This window comes from Actinomadura sp. (assembly GCF_044508335.1).
Taxonomy (GTDB): domain Bacteria; phylum Actinomycetota; class Actinomycetes; order Streptosporangiales; family Streptosporangiaceae; genus Spirillospora.
In genome coordinates, this window is record NZ_JBIQHY010000033.1 from 12998 (window position 1) to 37138 (window position 24141).

Consider the following 24141-nt stretch of genomic DNA (forward strand, 5'->3'; position numbering starts at 1 on the left):
CCGCCCCTTCCCGCGCCTCGGCGGCGCGCTACTTCAGCGCGCCGCGGCCGCCGCGCGCCAGCGGCAGCAGCACCCGGCTGACGCCGGGCCGGACGGCGACCTCGGTCCCGGCCGGGTAGCGCAGCGTGTAGTCGTAGTCGGTCGACAGCAGGATCACGCCGAGCCGGTGGCCGGCCTTCACGGTGTAGTCGGCGGGTTCGAGCCGCCACCGGAACGTGTAGGTCTTCCCGGCCTCGATCGGCTCCGTCCGGCTGAAGCCGTGCCGGTTCCGGGCGTCCAGCCACCCCCGCGTGATGATCTTGAAGGGGGCGGTCTCGGTCCGCAGCGCCTGCCGGGTCGTGCAGCCGGAGTCGCCGGGCGCGCTCTGGCCGTAGCAGACCCGCTCGCCGGTGTCGACGCGGGCGCCCGTGGGGCGGGCGTCGGTGCCGTAGTCGACGAGCAGCGCGGTCAGGTACGGCGACCGGCCGTCGAGCGAGGCCCGCAGCGAGACCGACGGGACGCCGTCGATCCGGACGGGGGACGGCAGCGGCCCGGTCAGGTAGGCGAGCCGGTTCGGGTCGGCCGCGTCCTCGCCGGCGAGCAGCTGCTCGGCGGTCCGGGTCCTGCCCTCGTCCGTGAACGACTGCGCGTCACCGGGGCGGGGGCGGAGGCCGAGGGCGCCCGGCTGACCGGACGGCCCGGCGTTCAGGCTCAGCGGGACGGTGCGGGTGCCCGGGACGGGCCAGTCGCGCGCCGTCTCCCACGTCCCGTCCGCGCGCTGCACGTCGACCCGCGGCTCGTGCTCGATCCCGTTGCGGATGCCGTAGAGGTACCGGTCGAACCAGTGCAGCGTCTGCCGCAGCCACTCCTCGACCCGCCACCGGAACGGCGTCGAGTGGTCGCCCTGGTGCAGCCACAGCTTCCGCGGCACGCCCGCCTTCTTCAGGGCGTTCCACCACTGCACCGAGTTCTTGATCTTGACGTTCCAGTCGTTGAGCCCGTGCACGACCATGACGGCGGCGCGCACCTTCCGCGCCTGCCCGACGTAGTCGCGCTCGGCCCACACCTTGGAGTAGTCGCCGGTCTCGCGGTCCTGGGCCGCCTCGATCCCATCGATGATCTCGGTGCAGACCTCCGGGTTCCGCCGCGTCAGCACCGCCCTGGCCAGGACGTCGAGGTCCTCGCCCTGGAAGCCGCCGGGCGCGACGACGCCGCCGCCCGCGCGGTAGTAGTCGTACCAGCTGGAGATCCCGGCGATCGGGACGATCGCCTTCAGGCCCTCGACGCCGGTCGCGGCGGCCATGTTCGGCAGCGTCCCGTCGTAGGACTGGCCGATCATGCCGACGTTCCCGGTCGACCAGGCCGCCTTCACCGGGGTGCCGTCCGGCGCCCAGCCGCGGGCGCGGCCGTTCAGCCAGTCCACCGCCGCCTTGGCGCCCGCCTGCTCGCTGCGGTCCCCGGACGTGGGGCAGCCGGTCGAGCCGCCCGTCCCGATGCTGTCGAGGTCGGCGACGGCGTACCCGCGCGGCAGGAAGTAGTTGTCGTAGTAGCCGGGGAAGATCTCGGCGAGGTTCCGCTGCGTGCTCGTCAGCGCGTGCCGCGCCGCGTCGCCGATGTCGACGGGGTGGTTGGGGACGTCGTTGATGCCGGCCCAGTAGGGGCTGGGCTCCAGGATCGTCGGGACCTTGAGGCCGGCCGTCTCGGTCTCCTTGGGGCGCATGATCCGCATCTGCACGCGGTCGCGGACCCCGTCGCGGTCGCTGTCGGCCGCCGTCTCGATGTTCACGGTCTGGGTGACGGCGTCGGCGCGGGAGAACACCGGCTGCGTCTCGCCGTTCCTGACGGTGACCTCGTGGACCGGTGCGGCGGCCCCGGTGGGGGCGTTCGCCGACGCTGGGAGCGCGGCCGCGGCGAGCAGCGCGGCGGTGAGGGTGATCACGCCGGCGCCGCCGCCGGGGAGGCGTCGTCTCATTTGTGGGCTCCTGGGGGGTGTGAGCCTGGGAACGCCGATCACACTTACACCGGCGCCGGGGGTTGTCCAGGGCCGCGCACGGGCGCGATCCGGCGCCGCGGACGGCACGATCCCGCGCCGCGGACGGCGCGATTACGCCGTGAGCGGAGCGGGGAAGCCCCGTGGGCGGGGCGGCGTTGTGCGGGCCGGATACTGAGATGCTTACTTGATTACCTCGATGGCGACGGTGTCGGGGCGTGGACGCAGCGGAGGCAGATGTGGGAATGCCAGGCAACGGCTGGCAGGTGATGGCCTCGTTCCGCAGGGACAGCTCCGTCACCCAGCAGAAGCTCAAGCCCGGCACGGTCCGGCGCATCGCCGGGTACGCCCGCCCGTACGTCCGCGAGCTGGTGATCTTCCTGGTGCTGAACGCGCTGGCCGCGGTGATCGTCGTCGCCAACCCGCTGCTGCTGAAGTCGATCATCGACAGCGGCATCGTGCCGGGCCGGCAGGACGTCGTGCTCTGGCTCGCCGCCGCCGTCGCGGGGCTGGCGTTCGTCGAGGCGGTGCTCGGCCTCGCGCAGCGCTGGTTCTCGGCGCGCATCGGCGAGGGGCTCATCTACGACCTGCGCAGCCAGGTCTTCGCGCACGTCCAGCGGCAGCCCGTCGCGTTCTTCATGCGGGCGCAGACGGGCTCGCTCGTCAGCCGCCTCAACAACGACGTGATCGGCGCGCAGCGCGCCCTCACCACCACGCTGTCGTCGGTGGTGTCCAACGTCATCAGCCTGGCCCTGGTGCTGGCCACGATGCTGTTCCTGTCGTGGCAGGTCACGCTGATCGCGCTGCTGTTGCTCCCGATCTTCATCCTGCCGGCGAAGTGGGTCGGCAAGCGCCTGCAGCGGGTCAGCCGCGAGCAGATGGTGCTGGACGCCGAGCTGGGCTCGCTGATGACCGAGCGGTTCAACGTCGCCGGCGCGATGCTCGCCAAGCTGTACGGGCGGCCCGCCGAGGAGGAGCGGAACTTCTCCGGCCGCGCCGCCCGCGTCCGCGACATCGGCGTCGTCTCCGCCATGTACGGGCGGGTCTTCTTCACCGCGCTGACGCTGGTCGCGGCGCTCGCCACCGCCATGGTGTACGGCGTCGGCGGCTACCTCGTCGTGGACGACACCCTCCAGCTCGGCACGCTCGTCGCGCTCGCCACCCTGCTGACCCGGATGTACGGGCCGCTGACCGCGCTGTCGAACGTGCACGTGGACGTCATGACCGCGCTCGTCAGCTTCGACCGGGTCTTCGAGGTGCTCGACCTCAAGCCGCTGATCCGCGACCGCGAGGACGCCCGCCCGCTGGGGGAGGCGCGCGCCGGGGCCCCGGACCTCGCGAAGCCGGCCGCCCCCGCCGGGGCGCCGGTGCGGGCGCCGTCGATCGAGTTCGACCACGTCCGGTTCGCCTACCCGTCCGCGGACGAGGTGTCGCTGGCGTCGCTGGAGTCGATCGCCCGCACCGACACCGCACCCGGCCGGGAGGTCCTGCACGACGTCGACTTCCGCGCCGAGCCCGGGCAGCTCGTCGCGCTCGTCGGGCCGTCCGGCGCGGGCAAGTCGACGATCACGCACCTGGTGTCGCGGCTGTACGACGTGTCCGGCGGCGCCGTGCGCGTCGGGGGCGTCGACGTCCGCGACGTGACGCTGGAGTCGCTGCGCGCCGAGATCGGCGTGGTCAGCCAGGACGCGCACCTGTTCCACGACTCGATCCGGGAGAACATGCGCTACGCCCGCCCGGACGCCACCGACGAGGAGATCCTCGCGGCCCTGGAGGCCGCGCACATCGGCGGTCTCATCGCCGGGATGCCGGACGGCCTGGACACCGTCGTCGGCGACCGCGGCTACCGGCTGTCGGGCGGCGAGAAGCAGCGCCTCGCGATCGCGCGGCTGCTGCTGAAGGCGCCGTCGGTGGTGGTGCTGGACGAGGCGACCGCGCACCTGGACTCCGAGTCCGAGGCGGCCGTGCAGCGGGCACTGCGCACCGCCCTCGCGGGCCGGACGTCGCTGGTGATCGCGCACCGGCTGTCCACGATCCGGGAGGCCGACCAGATCCTGGTGGTCGAGGACGGCCGGGTCGCAGAGCGCGGCCGGCACGAGGACCTGCTGCTGGCGGGCGGCCTGTACGCCGAGCTGTACCGCACCCAGTTCTCCCACCAGCGGGACGGGGAGCGGCAGACCGAGCCGCTGGGCGCCGAGTAGCCGGTCAGGCGTCCTGGCCGGTCCGGTAGCCGAGCCGCCGCAGCTCGGTCCCGGCGACCTTCTCGACCTGGGCGGCCTGCCGCGGGGTGAGCCGGTCGCGCCACGACCCGACCCCGCCGTCGTTCGCGTCGCCCGCCCTGACCAGGCCGGAGAACGCCGTCTTCGGGATCCGCGCGTCCAGGTACTCCGACAGCCCGGCGGCGACGGCCCGCGGCCGCGCCACCAGCTCCTCGTAGCGGACGGTGAGCAGCTGCTCCTCGGGGATCTGCCGGCGGAGCCGCGCGCTGAGCCGCACCGAGCCGCGCCAGCGCAGCGCGCACTTCACCGCGGCCGCCGCGCGCGGCCAGCGGTTCCGGTCGGTGTGGTCCTCGACGCCGAGGAAGGGGTTGGGGAACACCGTGTCCAGGTTGGCCAGGCCCGGCTTGAACCAGGCGAGGCAGCGCTCGTCGTCCAGCATGTCGGCGACCGCGTCCCGCCCGTCCCGGATCACCTGGACGAGCTGGGCGTCGGGGAAGGCGTCCAGCAGCACGTCGGCGCTGTAGATCAGGTCGGGGGAGGCGTCGGCGAACCGTTCGAGGCCCTGCGGGTCCGCGCACGGCTCGGCGAGGTCGGCCTCGGGCGCCGGGCGTCCGGGCGGGGCGGGCGGGCGCGGCGGCAGCCCGGCCGGCTCGCGGCACTCGTCCGGGCACTGCGCGCAGCCCCGGGCCGAGATCTGCCACGCCTCGGCGAAGGCGTCCCGCAGCACCCGCGCCGCGCCCTTGCCGCGCTCGGTCGCGATGGAGGGCTGCCGCGCGAACGCGTAGGTGACGCGCAGCACGCCGGGGCGCCCGATGGTCAGGTGGAAGCCGGGGGACCGCTTGACCGCGCGCGCCAGCTGCTCCGCACCCGAGTGCGGAGCCCCCAGGATGAACACCGGGCGGCGGACCTTGGTGCCGTTGACCACCAGGATGTGCGGCGTCGACCTCATACGCGGCACAGTTTGTCACCTTTTGAGGGCTGGTCGGTCCGTGACTCCCCGTAAGGGCCCGCCCGATACCCATCCGTTAACCGCGGCGCGCGGCGGCCGCGGGCCCACCCCGCGGCGGCGCCTACCATGTGAGGGTGGACGCTCCCCTGACGCTCGCCGAGCTCCTGCCCAAGGTCGAGGCGATCACCGTGCTGACCGGCGCCGGGGTCTCCACCGACAGCGGGATCCCCGACTTCCGCGGCCCGCAGGGCGTCTGGACCAAGGACCCGTCGGCGGAGGCGATGTCCACGATCGGCGCCTACCTCGCCGACCCCGAGGTGCGGCGGCGCGCCTGGCGGTCCCGCCGCGACCACCCCCTGTGGAACGCCGAGCCGAACGCCGCGCACGCCGCGCTCGTCGAGCTGGAGCGGGCCGGCCGGCTGCGCGCCCTGATCACCCAGAACATCGACGGGCTGCACCAGCGCGCCGGGTCGTCCGACGCCAAGGTCATCGAGATCCACGGCACCATGCGGGAGGCGGTCTGCCTGTCCTGCGGCCTGCGCACCCCGATGCCGGAGGTCCTCGCCCGCGTCGACGCCGGCGAGGACGACCCGCCCTGCGCCGAGTGCGGCGGCGTGCAGAAGTCCGCGACGATCTCCTTCGGGCAGGCCCTCGACCCGGACGTCCTCGACGCGGCGGTCGCCGCCGCCCGCTCCTGCGACCTGTTCCTGGCCGTCGGCACCTCGCTGACCGTGCAGCCCGCCGCGGGGCTGTGCCTGGAGGCGGTCGACCACGGCGCCCGGCTGGTGATCATCAACGCGGAGGAGACGCCGTACGATGGGCTGGCCGACGCGGTGCTCAGGCGGCCGATCGGCGAGACGCTGCCGCGCCTCGCCGGCCTCGCGCTCGGCACGGCGAGATGATCTGTTGGCGGGTCGTGACCAGTCGCCTCTTCCACTGGCGACCGGATCCTGACAAGCTCTATCCGTCGCGGTGCGAGGAGGGATCGGGTTGATGAGCGGGGGCGCCCGCGCGGAGACGGCCGAGGGGCCGCCTGCCGCGCCCGCCGTCGGCGTGCCCGGCGGCCGCGGCCGTGCCCGCGAGACCCGCAGGTACGGGCGGTTGCGGCCGGGCGACCGGGTCGCGGTGATCGCGCCGAGCGGTCCGGCGGAGCCCGCCCGGCTGGAGGCCGGCTGCGCCGCGCTGCGCGGTCTCGGCCTTGACGCGGTGGTCGGCAAGCACGCCTTCGACCGTGTCAACCTCGGGGCTCCCGGGCCCGTCCGCGACGACTGGCACCGGCTGGCCGGCAGCGACGCCGACCGGGCCGCCGACCTGCAGGACGCCTGGTGCGACCCGCGCGTCCGCGCGGTGGTCTGCGCCCGGGGCGGCTACGGCGCGACCCGCGTCCTCGACCACCTCGACTGGGACGCGCTGGCCGCCGCGGCCGACGTCGCCGAGCCGAAGATCCTGCACGGGTCGAGCGACATCACCGCGCTGCACGCCGCTTTTGGAACGCGCCTGGGAGTCACGACGTCCTTCGGCCCCATGCCCGCCGGCGCCCTCGCGGAGCCCGAGCCGGACGGCGCCACGCTCGCCGCCCTGCGCGCCGCGCTCTTCGGCGGCCCCGTCGTCCTCCCCGGCACGCGCGCCCTGCGGCCGGGGCGCGCGGAGGGCCCGGTCACCGGCGGCACCCTCTCGCTCCTCACGGCGCTGCTCGGCACCCCCTACGCCCCGCCGCCCGCGGAGGGCCGCATCGTGTTCCTGGAGGACGTCACCGAGGCGCCCTACCGGGTCGACCGGATGCTCGTCCAGCTCCTCCAGGCCGGCTGGTTCGACGGCGCGGCCGGCGTGGCGCTCGGCTCCTGGCGCGACTGCGGCGACCCCGCCGAGCTGGAGTCGGTGTTCGCCGCCCGGCTCGGCCCGCTCGGCGTCCCCGTCCTCGCGGGCGTCCCCGCCGGGCACGGCCCGCGCCAGCTCACCCTCGAACTCGGCGCACCCGCCGTGCTCACCGTCTCCCCGCGAGATCCGCACCCCGCCGTGCCGGAACCCGGCGCGCTCACCCTCGAAGCGCCCCCGGGAGGTGCGCGATGAGCGGCCGCCATGCCCGTCCCGAACCCTGGGACGACGGGACCCTCGATTCGCTGCTCGTACTGGTCGCCGAGAGCCTCGGCTACCGCTGCACCCGCGCGCCCGGCGAGGTGATGCTGCTGGAGGGCGCGAACCGGCTGCACGTCAGCCTGCGCGACCTGCGGCAGCTCGCCCGGCTGGTGCCGCGCGACGACTGGCCGGCGCTGGTGTCCGACCACGTCACCACCATCGTCACCGCGATCGAGGAGCCGCTCGACCTCAGCGACTTCGACCTCGCCCAGCACCTGCTGCGCACCCGCATCTACCCGGCGGAGGCCGACAACGGCATGCTCGCCGCCCGGCCGTTCGCGCCGGGCCTGATCGAGGCCGTCGTCGTCGACACCCCCACCACCGTGCGGACCGTCACGACCGAGGAGATGAACGGCTGGCCGGTCTCCGGCGACGCGCTGTTCATGCTCGGCCGCGCAAACGTCCGCGCCGACGGGCCCCTGCAGATGGACGAGCAGGACCTCGGCGGCGTCCGCGTGTCGGTCCTGCACGGCTGGACGTTCTACGCCGTCACGCACCTGGCCTGGCTGGAGGAGTACCTCCCGATCGGCCCGTACGGGGCGCTGGTCATCGCGCCGAACCGCAGCCTCATCGTCGCCCACCCGCTCCGCATCGCCGAAGGGCACCCGAGGGCGCGCTACCGCGCGGCCGTGGCGGCGGCGACCGAGCTGCAGGCGCAGGCGCACCGCGCCTACGAGGAGGGCCCCGGCTCCCTCAGCCCGCACCTGTACTGGTGGCGCGCCGGCGAGCTGACCCTCCTGGAGACCCGCTACGAGGGCGACACGATGGTGCTGCCGGAGGAGTTCGCCTCCGTCCTCGCGACCCTGGCCGCCGAGCACTGACCATGCCGCGGGCCATGCGGGTGGTCGTCGCGCCCGACTCGTTCAAGGGCAGCCTGTCGGCCGTCGAGGTCTGCGCCGCGGTGGAGGCGGGGGTGCGCCGGGGGGCGCCGCACGCGGAGGTGGCCGCCGTGCCGATGGCGGACGGCGGCGAGGGCACCCTCGACTGCTTCCTGCGCGCCCGCGGCGGCGCCGCGGTCGAGGTCGCCGCAACCGACCCGCTGGGGCGCCCGGTCAAGGCCCGCTACGCGCTGTCCGGCGACGGCCGGTCCGCGGTGGTGGAGCTGGCTGCCGCGTCCGGGCTGCCGCTGGTCGAGGACGTCCCGCCGGACCCGATGAACGCCGCCACCACCGGCACCGGCGAGCTGATCGCCGACGCGGTGCGGCGCGGGGCGCGCGACGTGCTGGTGTGCGTCGGCGGCAGCGCCAGCACCGACGGCGGCGCGGGCCTGCTGCGGGCCCTCGGCGTCCGCTTCCTGGACGCCGCGGGGGAGGAGCTGCCGCCGGGCGGCGCGGCCCTCGCCCGGCTCGCCTCGATCGACGACTCCGCGGTGCCGGACGCGGTCCGCGCCACGCGGTTCCGGGTCGCCTGCGACGTCGCCAACCCGCTCGTGGGGCCGGACGGCGCCGCCGCGGTGTTCGGCCCGCAGAAGGGCGCCTCGCCCGCCCAGGTCGCCGAGCTGGACGCCGCCCTCACCGTGTTCGCCGACGTGCTCGCCGCGCGCGGCGTCCGCGTGCACGACCTGCCCGGCGCGGGCGCGGCCGGCGGCACCTGCGGCGGGCTCGTGGGGCTGCTCGGCGCCGAGCCGTCCGGCGGCGCCCTCCTGGTCGCCGAGGCCGTCGGGCTCCCGTCCGCGCTCACCGGCGCCGACCTCGTGATCACCGGGGAGGGCCGGGTCGACGGGCAGAGCGCCGGCGGCAAGGTCGTCTCCGCCGTCGCGGCGCTCGCGCGGGGCCGCGGCGTCCCGTGCGTGGCGCTGGCCGGCGGCGTGGCCGGGCCGCTGGACGAGCTGCACGCGCTCGGCCTGACCGCCGCGTTCAGCCTCGCCGACGGCCCCCGCACCCTGGAGGAGCTGAAGGCCAATGCCGCCCCGCTGCTGGCCGCCGTCGCCGAGCAGGCCGTCCGCCTCTTCGCCCGCTAGCACGCCCCGGCACGGGCGGGTGGACTAGCAGGCGCCGGCGGGCTCGGGTTCCGGTGCCGGCGCCGGTCCGGCGGCCCGGTCCTTGATCGTCAGCATCGGCAGGAACACGTGCGTGAGCGGGCCGATCGCGACCGCGTACAGCAGCGTCCCGACGCCGACGGTGCCGCCGAGCAGCCAGCCGGCGGCGAGCACGGTGAGCTCGATCCCGGTCCGGACCGCGCGGATCGAGTGCCCTCGCGCGGCGATGCCGGTCATCAGCCCGTCGCGCGGGCCGGGGCCGAGGCCCGCGCCGATGTAGCAGCCGGTCGCGACGCCGCCCGCGAGCACCCCGATGACGAGGTACGCCCAGCGCGCGGCGAGCGCGTGCGGGTCGGGCAGCAGCCACAGGAACAGGTCGGCGAACACGCCGATGAGGACGACGTTGCTGACCGTCCCGATCCCGGGCCGCTGCCGCAGCGGGATCCAGGCCAGCATCACGGCGGCGCCCGCGATGATGATCCACGCGCCGATCGACAGGCCGAGCCGGCGGGACAGGCCCTGGTGGAAGACGTCCCACGGGTCGTTCCCGAGCCCGGACGACACCTGGAGCGCGATCCCGAGCCCGTACAAGGCCAATCCGACGTACAGCTGCACGAGTCGCCGTGCTATCAAGGCCATTGTCCGCTCCCAATCCACAAGTGGCCGTGTACGAGACAACTTTGGTGCCCAGTGGACTGGTATTTGCAGGTCCAATTATGCAAAAGTGGCTTGTATGAGCACCCGTTATGTGAGCGGCCCGCACCTGGCCCGGCTGCTGGGCGACGTGTCGGCGGAGCGCCCGGTGTACGCCGCGCTGGCCCGGTCGGTGCGCGGCCTCGTCCTGGACGGGCGGCTCGCGCTGCGGACCCGGCTGCCCGCCGAGCGCGACCTCGCCGCCGCCCTCGGCGTCAGCCGCACCACCGTGACGACCGCCTACGACCGGCTCCGCGAGGAGGGCTACATCGAGAGCCGGCAGGGCGCGGGGAGCTGGACGGCGCTGCCGCCGGTGCGGATGTCGTCGGCCGAGCGGCGCGCCGCCCAGCCCGGCGGGCGGTTCGGCAAGGCGTACCCGGCGCCGGACGACACGTCCTTCATCGACCTCGGCTGCGCCACCCCCGGCGCTCCGGCGGTCTTCGAGGAGGCCGTCGCCGCCGCCGTCGACGAGCTGCCCCGCTACAGCTCGGGGCCCGGCTACGAGCCGGCCGGGCTGGCGGGCCTGCGGGAGGTCATCGCCGACGGCTACACGGCGCGCGGCGTCCCCACCCGCGCCGACCAGATCGTCGTCACCACCGGCGCGCAGCACGCGTTCACCCTGCTGACGCAGCTGCTGGTGGAGGCGGGCGACGCGGTGATGGTCGAGCGCCCCACCTACCCGCACGCGCTGGGCGCGCTGCGCCGCCGCGGCGCCCGGCTGGTCCCGGTCGGCGTCAACGAGGGCTGGGACGTCGAACTCGCCGCCGGGGCCATGCGGCAGGCGGCCGTGCGGATGGCGTACACGATCCCCGACTTCCAGAACCCGACCGGACACCTGATGGGCGCCGGCGACCGGGCCGCGCTCGTCGACGCGGCCCGCCGCGCCGACGCGTTCCTCGTCGGCGACGAGACGTTCGCCGACCTCGCGCACGACCCGGGCGCGCCGCGCGAGGCGCCGCTCGCCGCCTACGACGGCGGCGGGCGGGTGATCACGATCGGGTCGGCGTCCAAGCTGCTGTGGGGCGGGCTGCGCATCGGCTGGATCCGCACGACCGCGCCGCTGGCCCGCCGCCTGGTGCTGGCCCGCGAGCCCTTCGACATGGCCAGCCCGGTGCTCGACCAGCTGATCGTCCGGGAGCTGCTGCTGCGGGTGGAGGAGGTGCGCGCCGAGCGCGCGCGGAGCCTGCTGCGGAACCGCGACGCGCTCGCCGGGGCGCTGCGCGAGCTGCTGCCCGGCTGGGAGTTCCGCCTGCCGGCCGGCGGCATGTCGCTGTGGGCGCGGATCGGCGCGCCCGTCGCGACGGCGCTGGCGGAGGCGGCCGAGCGGCTCGGCGTCCGGGTCGTCGCCGGGCCGGTGTTCGGCGCGGACGGCGTGCTGGAGGACTACGTCCGGCTGCCGTACGTGCTGCCGCCGGACACGCTGCGGACGGCCGCGGAGCGCCTCGCCCTGGCCTACCGGGAGGTCCAGTCGGCGCCGGCCGCCCGCCCGCTGCCCGCCTACGTGTAGGCCCCCCGGAGGATCAGGGGGCGCCCTGGATGTAGCCGACCAGGTGCTCGCGCTCGCTCTCCAGTTCGTCGATGGCGCTCTTGACGACGTCGCCGATGCTGACGATCCCGGCGAGGCGGCCGTCCTCGACGACGGGCACGTGCCGGAAGCGGTGCTCGGTCATGGTGCGGCGCAGGTCCTCCACCTTGTCGCCGGGGCCGCAGCTGCGGACCTCCGCTGTCATGATCTCGGAGACGGGCCGGTCGAGCAGGCCGGCGCCGTGGTCATGGAGCCGCCGCACCACGTCGCGCTCGGACGCGATGCCGGAGATCGACGCGCCGTCGGGCGAGACGACCGCCGCCCCGATGTTGTGCTCGGCCAGGACGGCGAGCAGCTGCCGCACGGTGGCGTCGGGCCGAACCGTGGCCACCGCGTTCCCCTTCCGCCGCAGGATGTCGCGAATCCGCATAACTCACGCTCCGGTGCCGGTCGCCGGGTCGTTGCCGCCCGGCTCGTCCTGTCAAGGTCGCATGTTCCGGCGCTCAGGAAAACCCCGCGACGGCCAAAAACGGGGCTACGGAGCCAGCAGCCGGCGCAGCGCGCCGAGGGCGGGGGTGAGCACGCGCCCCGCGGGCCCGGCGTGGGCGAGCGCGGCGCGGGCGGCGTTGGCCCCGCAGGCTCCGTGGACGCCCCCGCCGGGGTGCGCGGACGCCGATGCCAGGTACAGCCCGGCGACCGGCGTCTCGGCCCGGCCGAGGCCCGGGACGGGACGGAACACGAACTGCTGGTGGAGCAGCGCGGTGCCGCCGTTGAGCGCGCCGTTCCGCAGGTTGGCGTCGTGCTCCTGGAACGCGGGCGGCGCGATGACGCGGCGGCCGAGGATCCGGGCGCGGAAGCCGGGCGCGAGGCGCTCCACCGCGTTCTCGACCCGGTCGGCCATGGCGTTCCGGTCACGCTCGTCCCAGGCGCCGGTGATGCCGTCGGGCCCGGCGTCGCCCTTCACCCGGTGCGGGACGTGCGTGTAGGCCCAGACCGACTCCGTCCCGGCGGGGGAGCGGGCGGGGTCGGCGGTCGTCATCTGGCCGAGCAGCGCGAACGGGTCGGCGGGGACGCGGCCGGTCGCGAGGTCGGCGCTGTAGCGGGTCAGCGCGTCCATGCCGGGGGACAGGTGGACCGTCCCGGCCCGAGCGGCGCCCGGCGACGCCCACGGGACGGGGCCCGACAGCGCCCAGTCGACCTTGAAGGTGGCGTGGTCCCAGCTGAAGCGGCGCATGTCGGCGCGCAGCGAGGCCGGCAGATCGGACCAGCCGACCAGGCCGCCGTAGAGGGCCGGCGCCGCCACGTCGGCGAGCACGGCCTTCGCCGCCCGCACCCGCTCCCCGCCGGCGGTGCGCACGCCGAGCGCGCGCCCGTCCCGGACGACGACCGACTCGACGCGGACGCCGCAGCGGAGCCGCCCGCCGCGCGACTCCAGCCGCCGCACCAGCGCGGCCGCCAGCTCGCCCGCGCCGCCCTCGGGCACCGGCCACCCGTGCCGCTGGCCGGTCATGGCGAGCAGCCAGCCGAACACCGACCCGGCCGCCGACTCGGGGAACATGTCGGTGTGCAGCGCCGACCCGGCGAGCAGCAGCGGCCCGCCCGGCCCGGTGAACTCCTGCTCGCCCAGCGTGCGGACGGGCGCGAGCAGCGACCGCGCGACGCGGAGCCCGCCCGCGCGGCGCACCGCCGCCGCGAGCGGCAGCGCCGCCCTGATCGGGGGGAACGGGGTGAGCAGGGCGCGCAGGACGCCCTCGCCCATCTCGTCCCACAGCGCGCAGAGCCGCAGCCACGCGTCGCCGTCGCCCGCGCCGAGCGCCTCCAGGCCCGCCGCGGTGGCGTCGCGGTCGCGTTCGAGGACGGCGGCGCGCCCGTCCGGCAGCGGATGGGCGAGGACGGCGGGCGCGTGCCGCCAGCGCAGCCCGTGCCGCTCCAGGTCCAGCGCGCGCATCACCGGGGACGCCACGCCCAGCGGGTAGAAGGCGCTGCAGACGTCGCTGACGTAGTCGGGGTGCGCGCCGCGGTCGCTGCGCACGGCGCCGCCCGGCTCCGGCTGCTCCTCCAGGACCTCCACGTCCCAGCCCGCGTCGGCCAGCAGGTTGGCCGCGACGAGCCCGTTGTGGCCCGCGCCGATGACCACGGCGTCCGCCATGCGGCATCCCTCCCCGGTGATCACCCTACGGGTACCCGGGCGGGCGGCGGTCAGCCCGCGCCGCCGGCGGCGTGCTCGGCGGCGTGCTCGGCGACCCAGCGCGCCACGTCCCCGGGGTGGCTGCGCGGCACCCAGTGCCCGGCGGGCAGGACGCTCAGCGACAGGTTCGGGGCGTGCGCGGCAAGGCCGCCCACCAGGTGCGGGGAGACGAACGGGTCCTTCGTGGGGACGATGACGCGCGTCGGCACGTCCGTGCGCCGGTCGCGCGGCCTGCGCAGCCGCCGCGGCGTGTTCGCCCGGTACAGCCCGACCCCCGCCGCGGCGTCGCGCGCCATCGTCCGCGCCGGGTGGCCGGGGCGCGGCGCGACGCCCTCGCCGGCGGCCAGGGCGCGGGTGAACAGCCGGGTCCCTCCGGCCAGCCACAGCAGCTCCGGCAGGACCGGCGTCTGGAAGAACCAGATGTACCAGGACCGCAGGGCCTGCCCCGCCGCCCGCCGGAGGTTGGACGGGGTGGGGCGGGCGAGCCGGCGCCGCATCCAGTGCCCGGCGTGGTCGAGGCACGGCCCGGAGATGGAGGTGAAGGAGGCGAAGCGGTCCGGCATGGTGCAGACCGCCTCCCAGCCCTGGATCGACCCCCAGTCGTGCCCGACCAGGTGCACCCTGCGGTCGGGCGCGGCCGCGTCCAGCACGGCCCGCATGTCCGACATCAGGTACTCGAACGTGTAGCGCCTGCGCCCGAGCGGCCGCGTGGACGCCCCCGCGCCGCGCACGTCGTACCGGACGACGTGGAATCGCCCGGCGAGCAGCGCGGCCGTCTCGTCCCACACCGCGTGGGTGTCGGGGTAGCCGTGGACGAGCAGCACCGTCGGCCGCGACGGGTCGCCCTGCTCGTAGACGGCGAGGTCGACGCCGTCCCCGCGGACCCGGCGCCTGGTGAGAAGGGGGCCGGGGGCCGCTTTATTGGACATCTTGCTAATAAAGTGCCGGACCGCCCCCGCGGTCAAGAGGACGCGGACGTGAGCCCCGACACGGGAAGCCGGCCCGGGGATCGCGCCCCGGGAAACCCCGAGGGCCCGTACGGCGCGGCGGTACGGGCCCTCAGGCGGGGGCTCGGTGTCAGTACGGGTCGTAGCCGGCGGCCTTCGCCGCGGGCGACCGCATCAGGTACTCCAGGGCGCGCGGCGTCGAGCACACCTTCGACGGGTGGTGGTTCGGCTTCAGGTAGACGGGCGCCTCGCCGAGCAGCAGCTTGAAGATCCCCGGCACGTGCCCCAGCCGGACCGACCGCCGGTACGCCCGGTAGACGCGCGGCAGGGTCACCCGCCCCTTGATCGTCGGGTCCTGCTTGAGCAGGTACAGCGACCCGCCGATCAGCGCCCAGTACAGGAAGAACAGCGACACCACCCAGGCCGCGACGCGCATCGGGTACCGGCCGCCCATGGCCTTGTACACGTCGAACACCACCGACCGGTGCTCGACCTCCTCGGCGCCGTGCCAGCGCAGCAGGTCGAGCATGGTCGGGTCGACCCCGGCCTTCTCGAACCGCTCGTTGTCCATGATCCACTGGCCGAGGACGGCGGTGTAGTGCTCGATCGAGGCGACCGCGGCCAGCTCGAACCGCAGCCGGCGCCGCCACGCCCGCGGGTTCCTCTCCTTGAGCGCCGCCATCTGCGCGGGCCGCTCGGCGTTGCCCTTCGCCGCCGCGTCGGTGATCTTGGAGACGTCGATGCCGTTGGCCGCCAGGATCTGGTCGAGCACGCCCTGGTGGGAGCGGGCGTGCACCATCTCCTGCCCGATGAAGCCCTTGATCTCCTCCAGCAGGCGCTCGTCCTTGATGTGGGGGCGGGCGTCCTTCACGCACTGGATGAACCACTTCTCGCCCTCGGGCAGGACGATGTGGAACGAGTTGATGATGTGCGTCGCGACGGGGTCGCCCGGCACCCAGTGCAGCGGGGTCTGCGACCAGTCGAAGGAGACGCGCCGAGGCTTGATCGGCGGATGGCGCTCGTCGATGCCGGCTCCGCCGTCTGTCAGGGGCCTCGTCATGCCGTCCTCGCTTCCGCGCGCGCGTATGCCGTTGGGGGAGCAGTCAACTCCGGTGAGACCCGTGGTTTCTTGGGGTCGGGCCAACAAGTTACCGCTTGGTTTTCGACCTGTGATGACAAGTGCCGCCCGTCACAGGGCGATGCGCTCCGCGCCCGCGTAGACGTTCATGGTCTCGCCGCGCAGGAAGCCGACCAGCGTCATCCCGGCGTCCTCGGCGAGCTCCACCGCCAGCGACGACGGCGCCGACACCGCCGCCAGCACCGGGACCCCGGCCGTCATCGCCTTCTGCGTCAGCTCGAACGACGCGCGCCCGCTGACCATGAGGACGGTCCCGGTGAGCGGCAGCCGCCCGCGCCGCAGCGCCCACCCGACGACCTTGTCGACGGCGTTGTGCCGCCCGACGTCCTCCCGGAGCGCGAGCAGCCCGCCGTCCGCGTCGAAGAGCCCGGCGGCGTGGAGCCCGCCCGTGCGGTCGAACACCCGCTGCGCCGCGCGCAGCCGCTCCGGCAGCGCGGCCAGGACCTCCGGGGAGACCCGCACCGGGTCGCCGCCCACCTCGTAGGGCCGGTCGGTGCGCAGCGCCTCGATGCTCGCCTTCCCGCAGACGCCGCACGCGCTGGTCGTCGTGAAGGCCCGGGTCATGGAGTCGTCGGGCGGCGCGACCCCGGGCGCGAGCACCACGTCGAGCGTGTTCTGCTCGTGCGCGTCGGCGCAGTACCGCATCGTCGCGAGGTCCTGCGCGCCCCCGATGACCCCTTCGGCCGCCAGGAACCCCGCCACGAGGTCGAAGTCGTGCCCGGGGGTGCGCATCGTGATCGTGAGCGGCTTGCCGGCGACCCGGATCTCCAGCGGCTCCTCCACCGCGAGCGTGTCGGGTCTGCGCCCGCGCACCCCGCTCGTACTGAGCCGCAGCACGGGCCTGCGCACGGTGATCCGCCCCATGAACCGGACCGTACCCCGGAAACCCGCGAGTAACGACGAGTTCAGACCGTTTCGTCCTGTTTCTGGCCTTTTTCCGTCAGCGGGGCGGCCTTCAGTCGCGGCGGTCGATGTTCCAGTTCGCCACGACCGCCGCGAACGGGGGGATGACGAGCGCCGCCACCGACATCGCGATCGCGGCGGTGTGCGACCACTCCCGCACGACGGCCCACGCCAGCACGAACAGCGTGAGGCACGTCCCCATCATGACCCCGTAGGCGATCTTGCGCCCCCGCATGCCTCCACGCTACGCCGTCCCCCGGACTGCCGGGGGACGGGCCGCGCGGCGGAGGCGTACGGGAATCGAACCCGCCGTCCCGAGATCCTCGGGACCGTCGGCTTTGAAGGCCGGGGAGGCCACCAGGCGCTCACACGCCTCCGCTGGTGATCGTATCCCCGTGCCCCGGTCAGCCCTCGTAGAGGGCGTCGATGTCGGGGGAGTACTTGGTGTGCACGACGCGGCGCTTGAGCTTGAGGGTCGGGGTCAGCTCCTCGCTCTCGGCGGTCCACTCGGCGGGGAGGACGCGCCACCTCTTGACCTGCTGGACGCGGGCCAGGCGGGCGTTGGCGTCCTGGACGGCCTTGGCGACCTCCTCCTGCACGAGGGGGTGGTCGGCGAGCGCGGCGAGGTCGGTGGTGTCGATGCCGTGGGCGGCGGCCCAGACCGGGGCGACCTCGCCGTCGAGGGTGATGAGCGCGACGACGTAGGGGCGCCGGTCGCCGAAGGCGAGGGCCTGCCCGATGAGCGGGTGCTCCTTGAGGTGGTTCTCGATGAGGGACGGGGAGATGTTCTCGCCGCCCGCGGTGATGATCAGCTCCTTCTTGCGGTCGACGACGCTGAGGAAGCCGTCGTCGTCGAGGCGGCCGATGTCGCCGGTGTGCACCCAGCCGTCGGCGTCGATCAGATCGGCGGTGGCGTCCGGGCGGTTCAGGTAGCCGGGGGTGCAGGTGGCGCCGCGGACGAGGATCTCCCCGTCGTCGGCGAGCTTCAGCTCGACGCCTTCGAGGGCGCGGCCGACGGTGCCGAGCTTGAAGGAGTCGGCGAGGTTGGCGGTGATGGCGCCGGTCGTCTCCGTCATGCCGTAGGCGTCGAAGATCTTCAGGCCGAGGCCGGAGAAGAACCGGGCGACGTCCAGCGGCAGCGGCGCGGCGGCGCTGGACGCCTGGCGGACGCGGTCCAGGCCGAGCAGGGCGCGCATGGGCGTGAGGACGGCCTCGTCGGCCCGCTCGAAGGCCGCGGTGATCTCCGGGGTGAGGGTGTTGCCGTACTCCTGGGCCGTCACGTAGGCCCGGCCCGCCTCCAGGGCGGCGGCCACGGCCTTCTTCCTGGCCTCGTCCGGCTCGGCGGAGAGGACGGCCTGGATGCCGGCCATGAGCTTCTCCCAGACGCGCGGCACGCCGAAGAACGAGTGCGGGCGCACCTCCTTCAGGATGGCGGCGAGCTGCGTCGGGTCCGGGCAGAAGTGGATGTGCGCGGCGAGCGTGACCGGCAGGTAGTAGCTGAGGACGCGGTCGGCGATGTGCGCGAACGGCAGGTACGACACGCCCGACGGGTGGCTGGGCAGCACCGAGCTGCGCTTCACCATCGCCGACTCGTGCAGCACCATCGAGTGGGTGATCAGGACGCCCTTGGGGTCGCCGGTCGTGCCGGAGGTGTAGAGCAGGGTGACGGTGTCCTCGGGCTCGACCGCCTGCCAGCGGCGGTCGATCCCGGCCGGGTCGGCGGCGAGCCGCTCGCGGCCGAGGGCGGTGAAGTCGTCCCAGGTCAGGTAGCGGTCGCCGGGCGGGCAGGCGGCGGCGTCCACCACGATGACCCGGCGCAGCTCCGGCAGCCGGTCGAGGACGGGCCGCCACCGGCGGAGCTGGTCCGCGCCGTCCAGCACGGCGTACTTGGCCGCGCAGTGCCCGGCCACGAAGGCGACCTGGTCCGGTGCGAGCGTCGCGTAGACGGTGGTCGGGACGCCGCCCGCGTGCACGGCGCCGAGGTCGGCCAGGACGTGCTCGGAGCGGTTCGGCATCATCAGCGCGACGACGTCGCCGGGCGCCAGCCCGAGCGCGGCGAACCCGGCGGCCGTCTCCAGCGCGCGGGTGCGGGTGTCCGCCCAGGTGAGGGTCCGCCACTCGCCGTCGATCCGGTCGGAGTAGGCGGGCCGGTCCCCGTGCTCGGCGGCGGTCTTCGCCAGGGTCGTGCAGACGGTCCGGCCCGCGACGGCCCCGTCGGGTTCGGCCCGCCGCCTTTCCGGCGACGAGCCTCGCCCGGCGCCCTGCTTCCGAATCCCCATGTCGCCCCTCAAAAAGTAAGTGATGACTTGCAGGAGACTGAATCGCATCATGCCGAACGTCGTTCGGACAAGGGTTCCGCGGATTTATCGGCAGGTCGGGCGGGATGTTCGCTCCTCGGTAACGGCCCGCGTACTGTCCGTTTCTTGATCATTTGCGGTAGTTGTGCGTTAAATCGTGCGGGTGACCCGCCTCGCCCCCGTCGCACGCCTGACGCAGTACGCGCACGGCGGCGGCTGCGCCTGCAAGATCCCGCCCGGGGTGCTGGAGCGGTTCGTGACCGGCCTCACCGGAGGCGGCGACGGCCTGCTGGTCGGCGGGCCGGACGGCGACGACGCGGCCGTGCTGCGGATCAGCGGCGGCCGCGCGGTGGTGTCCACCGCCGACTTCTTCACCCCGGTCGTCGACGACGCCTACGACTGGGGGCGGATCGCCGCCGCGAACGCGCTGTCCGACGTCTACGCGGTCGGCGGCGAGCCGCTGATGGCGCTGAACCTGCTCGGCTGGCCGGTCGACGCGCTGCCCGCCGAGCTGGCCCGCGAGGTGCTGCGCGGCGGCCGGGACGTCGCCGCGCTCGCCGGCTGCGCGATCGCGGGCGGGCACAGCATCGACGACCCCGAGCCCAAGTACGGGCTCGCGGTGACCGGCGTCGCCGACCCCGCCCGGCTGCTGCGGCTGGACGCGGGCCGTCCCGGCGTCCCGCTGTCGCTGACCAAGCCGCTCGGCACCGGCGTCCTCAACGCCCGGCACAAGGCCACCGGGGAGGTGTTCCCGCACGCGGTGGAGACGATGGTCCGGCTCAACGCCGAGGCGGGCCTCGCCGCGCTGGAGCGGGGCGCCGAGTGCGCCACCGACGTCAGCGGCTTCGGGCTGCTCGGCCACCTCTACAAGGTGGCGCGCGCCAGCGGCGTCACCGCCGTCGTGGACGCCTCCGCCGTCCCCTACCTGGACGGGGCGCGGGCCGCCGTCCGGGACGGCTTCGTCCCGGGCGGGACGCGGCGGAACCTGTCGTGGGTGTCCCCGCACACCGACTTCCGCCGGATCGCCGAGGAGGAGCGGCTGCTGCTGGCGGACGCGCAGACCTCCGGCGGGCTGCTCGTCGCCGGGGAGATCCCGGGCGCTCCGGTCATCGGCGAGCTGGTCCCGCGCGGGCGGCACGCGCTCGTCGTCCGCTGACGCCTCCCGGTGCACCCCCCGCGCCGGCGCCCCCCGGCACCGCCCCCGTGCCGCCCGCCCGTGCCGCCCGCCCGTGTCGCCCGCCGGGACGCGGGTAGGGCTCCAGGCGCCGTTGCCGGGGGACAGGGGTGAGGAGCGCGCCATGACCATCGGGGGGCTCGCGGCCGCCGTCGTCCTGGGCGCGGTGATCGGTGTCCTCGGCAGGCTGCTCGTGCCGGGCCGGCCGGGCATGCCGCTCTGGCTGCTGATGGCGACCGGCGTCGTCGCCGCGTTCGCCGGCACGGGCCTGGCGCAGGTGTTCGGGCTGACGAGCGGCGGCTGGAGCCTGTGGGAGACCGTCCTGCAGATCGCGCTGGCCGCGGCGGGCGTCTGCCTGGTGGTGCTGCTGTGGCCGAAGCGGACCGGCGGCCGCTCCTAGCCGCGGCGCAGGACGGGCCGCAGCTCGTCCAGGACGCCCGGGTCCTCGATGGTGGACGGGACGGTCACCTCGGCGCCGTCGGCGATGCCGCGCATCACCCCGCGCAGGATCTTGCCCGAGCGGGTCTTCGGCAGCGCCGGGACGACCGTGATCTCCTTGAGCGAGGCGACCGGCCCGACCTGCTCGCGCACCATCGCGACCAGTTCCGCGGCGAGCTCCTCCGGCTCGGCGAGGACGCCGCTCTTCAGCACGACGAGCCCCCGGGGGACCTGCCCCTTCAGCGCGTCGTGGACGCCGATGACCGCGCACTCGGCGACGGCCGGGTGGGAGGAGATGACCTCCTCCATCGTCCCGGTCGACAGGCGGTGCCCGGCCACGTTGATGACGTCGTCGGTGCGGCCCATCACCCACACGTAGCCGTCCTCGTCGATGTGCCCGCCGTCCCCGGTCAGGTAGTGCCCGGGGAACTTCGTCAGGTACGACTCGACGAACCGCTCGTCGTCCTGCCACAGGGTGGGCAGCGTGCCGGGCGGCAGCGGCAGCCGGATCGCGATGTCGCCGTCGGTGCCGTGCGGGACGGGCGAGCCGTCCGGGCCGAGCACCCGCACGTCGTACCCGGGCACCGGGACGGAGGGCGAGCCCGGCTTGAGCGGCATCGGCTCCAGCCCGCGCAGGTTCGCCACGATCGGCCAGCCGGTCTCGGTCTGCCACCAGTGGTCGACGACGGGGCGGTCCAGGATGCGCGTCGCCCACCGGTAGGTGTCGGGGTCGAGGCGCTCCCCGGCGAGGAACAGGGTGTCCAGCGCCGACAGGTCGTGCCCGGCGAGCAGCGCGCCGTCCGGGTCCTCCTTCTTGATCGCCCGGATCGCGGTCGGCGCGGCGAACAGCGCCTTCACCCGGTGCTGCGCGGCGACGCGCCAGAACGCGCCGGCGTCCGGCGTCCCCACCGGCTTGCCCTCGTACAGGACGGTCGCGCAGCCGGTCAGCAGCGGCGCGTAGACGATGTAGGAGTGCCCGACGACCCAGCCGACGTCGGACGCGGCCCAGAACACGTCGCCGGGCCCGACGCCGAACACGTTCTCCATCGACCAGCGCAGCGCCACCGCGTGCCCGCCGTTGTCGCGGACGACGCCCTTGGGCCGCCCGGTCGTCCCGGAGGTGTACAGGATGTAGAGCGGGTCGGTGGCGGCGACGGGCACGCATTCGGCGGGCTCGGCGGCGGCGACCGCCTCGTCCCAGTCGACGTCGCGCGGCTTGACCAGGTCGGCGTGCAGCTGCTCGCGCTGCCGGACCACGCACCGCTCGACCTTGTGCCGCGCCATCTCCAGCGCCTGGTCGAGCAGCGGCTTGTAGGCCACGATCCGGCCCGCCTCGATCCCGCAGGACGCCGACACGACCGCCTTCGGGCGGGCGTCGTCGATGCGGACGGCCAGCTCCCGCGCCGCGAACCCGCCGAACACGACCGAGTGCACCGCGCCGAGCCGGGCGCACGCCAGCATCGCGATGACCGCCTCGGGGATCATCGGCAGGTAGATGACGACGCGGTCGCCGCGGTCGACGCCCTGCGCGCGCAGCGCCCCGGCGAACCGCGCGACGAGGCCGGTCAGCTCCCGGTAGCTGTAGGTGCGCACCGTCCCGGTCACGGGACTGTCGTAGATGAGCGCGGCCTGGTCGCCGCGGCCCTCCTCGATGTGCCGGTCCAGCGCGTTGTCGCAGGTGTTCAGCTCGCCGCCGGTGAACCAGCGGTAGAACGGGGGAGCGCCGTCGTCCAGCACCCGGTCCGGCGGGACGAGCCAGCGGACGTCGCGCGCCGCCAGCCCCCAGAAGCGGGTCGGGTCGGCGATGCTGCGTTCGTACGCGGCCGCGTAGGCGCCCATGTGGTCCTCCCGGTGGCGGGTCCCTGGCCCGGTCTGGCCTGCGGCCCCGGTCGGCGATTTCGGGCCGCACCCCTATAGGGCATGTCCCGGGGCCCGTTCGTCAAGGGCCCGCGCCGTCCGGTCCGGCTCCGGCGGCCCGCGCCGGCCGACGCCGCGCCCGGTCAGTCGGGGTGCCGCAGCGCGTGCGCGACGGCGATGACGGCGGCCGCGGCGGCGCCCCCGCCGACGATCCAGAAGCACAGCTCGTAGGCGCCGAGCGCGGGCACGTCGGTCCCCGGGACGACCCGCCCGGCCAGCACCGCCGCCGTGACGGCCCCGGCGACGCCGCCGCCGGTGGTGCGGACGAGCGAGTTGATGCCGCTGGCGATGCCGCTCTGGTCCATCGGGACGTGCTGGACGGCGAGCGTGCCGAGCGCCGCGTAGGCGATCCCGAACCCCATGCCCTGGATGGCGCTGAACGCGAGCATGTCGTACACGTGCGAGTTGGACACCGCGAGCCACACGTAGCACAGCCCGGCGAACGCCGACCCGACCGCGAGCGTGCAGGCGGTGCCGATCCGGGCGGCGATCCGCCCGGACGTCCACGAGAACACCAGCATCGTGGCGGTGCTCGGCAGCATGTACAGGCCGACGTCCAGCACCGAGCCGTCCAGCCCGTACCCGACCTCCGCGGACGGGGCCTGCACGAACCCGGCGATCAGCGTGAACGCGGCGAACATCGAGAAGCCGAGCAGCGCGGAGACGAGGTTCGCCGACAGCGACCGGGGCCCGACCAGCAGGTTCAGCCGCACCAGCGGGGCGCGGACCCGCCGCTCCACCGCGACCCAGACCGCGCACAGCGCGGCGGCGGCGCCGAACAGGCCGAGGACGCGGGCGGACGTCCAGCCCCACGCGTTGCCCTCGCTGATGCCCAGCAGCAGGCAGACCAGCCAGGCGGCGAGGAGCGCCGCGCCCGGCAGGTCGGGCCGCCCGCCGGCCCGGACGCCGGCGTCGCGGGCGCACGCGGCGACCAGCCCCAGCGCGGCGGCGCCGAGCGCGGCGGTGATCCAGAACACCGGGCGGTGGCTGTCGGTGCGGGCGGCGATCAGCCCGGTCACGATCATGCCGGCGCTGCCGCCGACGCCCATGGTGGCGCTGACCACGCCGATCGCCGTGGTGATCCGCTCGCGCGGGAAGGCGTCCCGGATCATGCCGATGGCGAGCGGGATCATCGCGGACGACACGCCCTGCAGGGCGCGGCCGGCGATGAGCACCGGCAGCGATCCGGACACCGCGCAGACCACCGACCCGGCCAGCAGCAGGACCAGCGTCAGCATGATCATCCGCTGCTTGCCGTACATGTCGCCGAACCGCGTCAGCAGCGGGGTGGCGACCGCGCCGGCCAGCAGCGACGCGGTGAACACCCACGTCACGTCGGTGATCGGCGCGTCGAACCGGACCATGAGCTGGGGCAGCAGCGGCAGCACGAGCGTCTGCTGCACCGAGACGACCATCCCGGCCGCGGCGAGCGCGAGCAGGATGCGGCCGGTGGGCGCCGGCCGCGCCGCCGGATGCCCGGCCGCGGTGCGCGCCGTGGCCGGTGCACCGGTCATGCGGACCTCCCCACTGCGATCGATCCCGCCGCGACCATCCCGCCGCGACCATCCCGCCGCGACCATCCCGCCGCGGCCGATGGCGTCCGGTCGGCGGGGGTTCCGGCCGCGCGGCGCCCGCTCCGACACGGGCATGCTTACTTAAGTTAAGTAAGC

General features: G+C 74.9%; 20 protein-coding genes and 1 tRNA gene. 8 read left to right on the forward strand and 13 right to left on the reverse strand.

What is annotated here, in order from left to right:
• Positions 1-28 precede the first annotated feature (28 nt).
• Positions 29-1951 (reverse strand): Xaa-Pro dipeptidyl-peptidase, encoded by a 1923-nt coding sequence (locus tag ACIWVC_RS14395; RefSeq protein ID WP_396448693.1) that lies wholly within the window; start codon positions 1949-1951, stop codon positions 29-31.
• 263 nt (positions 1952-2214) lie between these two features.
• On the opposite strand from ACIWVC_RS14395, the gene ACIWVC_RS14400 reads away from it, so the two are divergent.
• Positions 2215-4170, forward strand: a complete 1956-nt coding sequence (locus tag ACIWVC_RS14400; protein ID WP_396448724.1) for an ABC transporter ATP-binding protein — start codon at positions 2215-2217, stop codon at positions 4168-4170.
• Positions 4171-4174: 4 nt separating this feature from the next.
• Here the strand turns inward: ACIWVC_RS14400 and ACIWVC_RS14405 are convergent, their stop codons facing one another.
• Entirely contained in the window at positions 4175-5137 is a 963-nt protein-coding gene (locus ACIWVC_RS14405) for a sulfotransferase family protein (RefSeq protein WP_396448694.1), read from the reverse strand.
• A 134-nt stretch (positions 5138-5271) separates the two neighbouring features.
• Here ACIWVC_RS14405 and ACIWVC_RS14410 point away from each other — a divergent pair, with 134 nt between their 5' ends.
• From ACIWVC_RS14410 to ACIWVC_RS14425, 4 genes are all read left to right on the forward strand, one after another.
• Positions 5272-6039 (forward strand): SIR2 family NAD-dependent protein deacylase, encoded by a 768-nt coding sequence (locus ACIWVC_RS14410; protein ID WP_396448695.1) that lies wholly within the window; start codon positions 5272-5274, stop codon positions 6037-6039.
• Between the two features lie 91 nt (positions 6040-6130).
• Positions 6131-7207, forward strand: a complete 1077-nt coding sequence (locus ACIWVC_RS14415) for an LD-carboxypeptidase (RefSeq protein ID WP_396448696.1) — start codon at positions 6131-6133, stop codon at positions 7205-7207.
• Positions 7204-8094 (forward strand): hypothetical protein, encoded by an 891-nt coding sequence (locus ACIWVC_RS14420; RefSeq protein WP_396448697.1) that lies wholly within the window; start codon positions 7204-7206, stop codon positions 8092-8094. Before ACIWVC_RS14415 ends, ACIWVC_RS14420 begins: the two co-directional genes overlap by 4 nt.
• A 14-nt stretch (positions 8095-8108) precedes the next feature.
• Positions 8109-9233, forward strand: coding sequence for a glycerate kinase (locus tag ACIWVC_RS14425; RefSeq protein WP_396448698.1), 1125 nt, complete (start codon positions 8109-8111; stop codon positions 9231-9233).
• 24 nt (positions 9234-9257) lie between these two features.
• On the opposite strand, the gene ACIWVC_RS14430 is transcribed toward ACIWVC_RS14425, so the two are convergent.
• Entirely contained in the window at positions 9258-9890 is a 633-nt protein-coding gene (locus ACIWVC_RS14430) for a YitT family protein (RefSeq protein ID WP_396454213.1), read from the reverse strand.
• Between the two features lie 94 nt (positions 9891-9984).
• Between ACIWVC_RS14430 and ACIWVC_RS14435 the strand changes: the two genes are divergently transcribed.
• Positions 9985-11451: a PLP-dependent aminotransferase family protein gene (locus tag ACIWVC_RS14435; RefSeq protein WP_396448700.1), complete on the forward strand. Its 1467-nt coding sequence runs from the start codon at positions 9985-9987 to the stop codon at positions 11449-11451.
• Between the two features lie 13 nt (positions 11452-11464).
• On the opposite strand, the gene ACIWVC_RS14440 is transcribed toward ACIWVC_RS14435, so the two are convergent.
• The 8 genes from ACIWVC_RS14440 to ACIWVC_RS14475 form a co-directional block, all read right to left on the reverse strand.
• Positions 11465-11899 (reverse strand): CBS domain-containing protein, encoded by a 435-nt coding sequence (locus ACIWVC_RS14440; RefSeq protein WP_396448701.1) that lies wholly within the window; start codon positions 11897-11899, stop codon positions 11465-11467.
• Positions 11900-12004: 105 nt separating this feature from the next.
• Positions 12005-13618, reverse strand: coding sequence for a phytoene desaturase family protein (locus tag ACIWVC_RS14445; RefSeq protein WP_396454214.1), 1614 nt, complete (start codon positions 13616-13618; stop codon positions 12005-12007).
• Between the two features lie 50 nt (positions 13619-13668).
• Complete coding sequence (locus ACIWVC_RS14450) at positions 13669-14586, reverse strand: alpha/beta fold hydrolase (RefSeq protein WP_396448703.1); 918 nt, start codon at positions 14584-14586, stop codon at positions 13669-13671.
• Positions 14587-14734: 148 nt separating this feature from the next.
• Positions 14735-15664 (reverse strand): metal-dependent hydrolase, encoded by a 930-nt coding sequence (locus tag ACIWVC_RS14455; RefSeq protein ID WP_396448704.1) that lies wholly within the window; start codon positions 15662-15664, stop codon positions 14735-14737.
• A 129-nt stretch (positions 15665-15793) separates the two neighbouring features.
• Entirely contained in the window at positions 15794-16606 is an 813-nt protein-coding gene (fdhD, locus tag ACIWVC_RS14460) for a formate dehydrogenase accessory sulfurtransferase FdhD (protein ID WP_396448705.1), read from the reverse strand.
• A 91-nt stretch (positions 16607-16697) separates the two neighbouring features.
• Positions 16698-16880, reverse strand: a complete 183-nt coding sequence (locus tag ACIWVC_RS14465; protein WP_396448706.1) for a DUF3099 domain-containing protein — start codon at positions 16878-16880, stop codon at positions 16698-16700.
• Between the two features lie 49 nt (positions 16881-16929).
• Positions 16930-17022 (reverse strand) — tRNA-Sec (locus tag ACIWVC_RS14470).
• Positions 17023-17049: 27 nt separating this feature from the next.
• Positions 17050-18924, reverse strand: a complete 1875-nt coding sequence (locus tag ACIWVC_RS14475) for an AMP-dependent synthetase/ligase (protein WP_396448707.1) — start codon at positions 18922-18924, stop codon at positions 17050-17052.
• A gap of 181 nt (positions 18925-19105) precedes the next feature.
• On the opposite strand from ACIWVC_RS14475, the gene selD reads away from it, so the two are divergent.
• Positions 19106-20098 (forward strand): selenide, water dikinase SelD, encoded by a 993-nt coding sequence (selD, locus tag ACIWVC_RS14480; protein ID WP_396448708.1) that lies wholly within the window; start codon positions 19106-19108, stop codon positions 20096-20098.
• Between the two features lie 142 nt (positions 20099-20240).
• Positions 20241-20516, forward strand: coding sequence for a GlsB/YeaQ/YmgE family stress response membrane protein (locus ACIWVC_RS14485; protein ID WP_396448709.1), 276 nt, complete (start codon positions 20241-20243; stop codon positions 20514-20516).
• On the opposite strand, the gene ACIWVC_RS14490 is transcribed toward ACIWVC_RS14485, so the two are convergent.
• Both ACIWVC_RS14490 and ACIWVC_RS14495 read right to left on the reverse strand, forming a co-directional pair.
• Positions 20513-22393: a propionyl-CoA synthetase gene (locus ACIWVC_RS14490; RefSeq protein ID WP_396448710.1), complete on the reverse strand. Its 1881-nt coding sequence runs from the start codon at positions 22391-22393 to the stop codon at positions 20513-20515. The genes ACIWVC_RS14485 and ACIWVC_RS14490 overlap by 4 nt on opposite strands.
• A 161-nt stretch (positions 22394-22554) precedes the next feature.
• Positions 22555-23985, reverse strand: coding sequence for an MFS transporter (locus ACIWVC_RS14495; RefSeq protein ID WP_396448711.1), 1431 nt, complete (start codon positions 23983-23985; stop codon positions 22555-22557).
• Between the last annotated feature and the right edge of the window lie 156 nt (positions 23986-24141).

Coding starts and splice junctions, on each gene's coding strand:
- ACIWVC_RS14420 (WP_396448697.1), top strand. CDS start 7,204: ATGAGCGGCCGCCATGCCCGTCCCGAACCCTGGGACGACGGGACCCTC.
- ACIWVC_RS14430 (WP_396454213.1), bottom strand. CDS start 9,890: ATGGCCTTGATAGCACGGCGACTCGTGCAGCTGTACGTCGGATTGGCC.
- ACIWVC_RS14425 (WP_396448698.1), top strand. CDS start 8,109: ATGCGGGTGGTCGTCGCGCCCGACTCGTTCAAGGGCAGCCTGTCGGCC.
- ACIWVC_RS14455 (WP_396448704.1), bottom strand. CDS start 15,664: ATGACGAGGCCCCTGACAGACGGCGGAGCCGGCATCGACGAGCGCCAT.
- ACIWVC_RS14465 (WP_396448706.1), bottom strand. CDS start 16,880: ATGCGGGGGCGCAAGATCGCCTACGGGGTCATGATGGGGACGTGCCTC.
- ACIWVC_RS14450 (WP_396448703.1), bottom strand. CDS start 14,586: ATGTCCAATAAAGCGGCCCCCGGCCCCCTTCTCACCAGGCGCCGGGTC.
- ACIWVC_RS14405 (WP_396448694.1), bottom strand. CDS start 5,137: ATGAGGTCGACGCCGCACATCCTGGTGGTCAACGGCACCAAGGTCCGC.
- ACIWVC_RS14485 (WP_396448709.1), top strand. CDS start 20,241: ATGACCATCGGGGGGCTCGCGGCCGCCGTCGTCCTGGGCGCGGTGATC.
- ACIWVC_RS14440 (WP_396448701.1), bottom strand. CDS start 11,899: ATGCGGATTCGCGACATCCTGCGGCGGAAGGGGAACGCGGTGGCCACG.
- ACIWVC_RS14445 (WP_396454214.1), bottom strand. CDS start 13,618: ATGGCGGACGCCGTGGTCATCGGCGCGGGCCACAACGGGCTCGTCGCG.
- ACIWVC_RS14490 (WP_396448710.1), bottom strand. CDS start 22,393: ATGGGCGCCTACGCGGCCGCGTACGAACGCAGCATCGCCGACCCGACC.
- ACIWVC_RS14475 (WP_396448707.1), bottom strand. CDS start 18,924: ATGGGGATTCGGAAGCAGGGCGCCGGGCGAGGCTCGTCGCCGGAAAGG.
- ACIWVC_RS14435 (WP_396448700.1), top strand. CDS start 9,985: ATGAGCACCCGTTATGTGAGCGGCCCGCACCTGGCCCGGCTGCTGGGC.
- ACIWVC_RS14495 (WP_396448711.1), bottom strand. CDS start 23,985: ATGACCGGTGCACCGGCCACGGCGCGCACCGCGGCCGGGCATCCGGCG.
- ACIWVC_RS14400 (WP_396448724.1), top strand. CDS start 2,215: ATGCCAGGCAACGGCTGGCAGGTGATGGCCTCGTTCCGCAGGGACAGC.
- fdhD (WP_396448705.1), bottom strand. CDS start 16,606: ATGGGGCGGATCACCGTGCGCAGGCCCGTGCTGCGGCTCAGTACGAGC.
- ACIWVC_RS14415 (WP_396448696.1), top strand. CDS start 6,131: ATGAGCGGGGGCGCCCGCGCGGAGACGGCCGAGGGGCCGCCTGCCGCG.
- ACIWVC_RS14395 (WP_396448693.1), bottom strand. CDS start 1,951: ATGAGACGACGCCTCCCCGGCGGCGGCGCCGGCGTGATCACCCTCACC.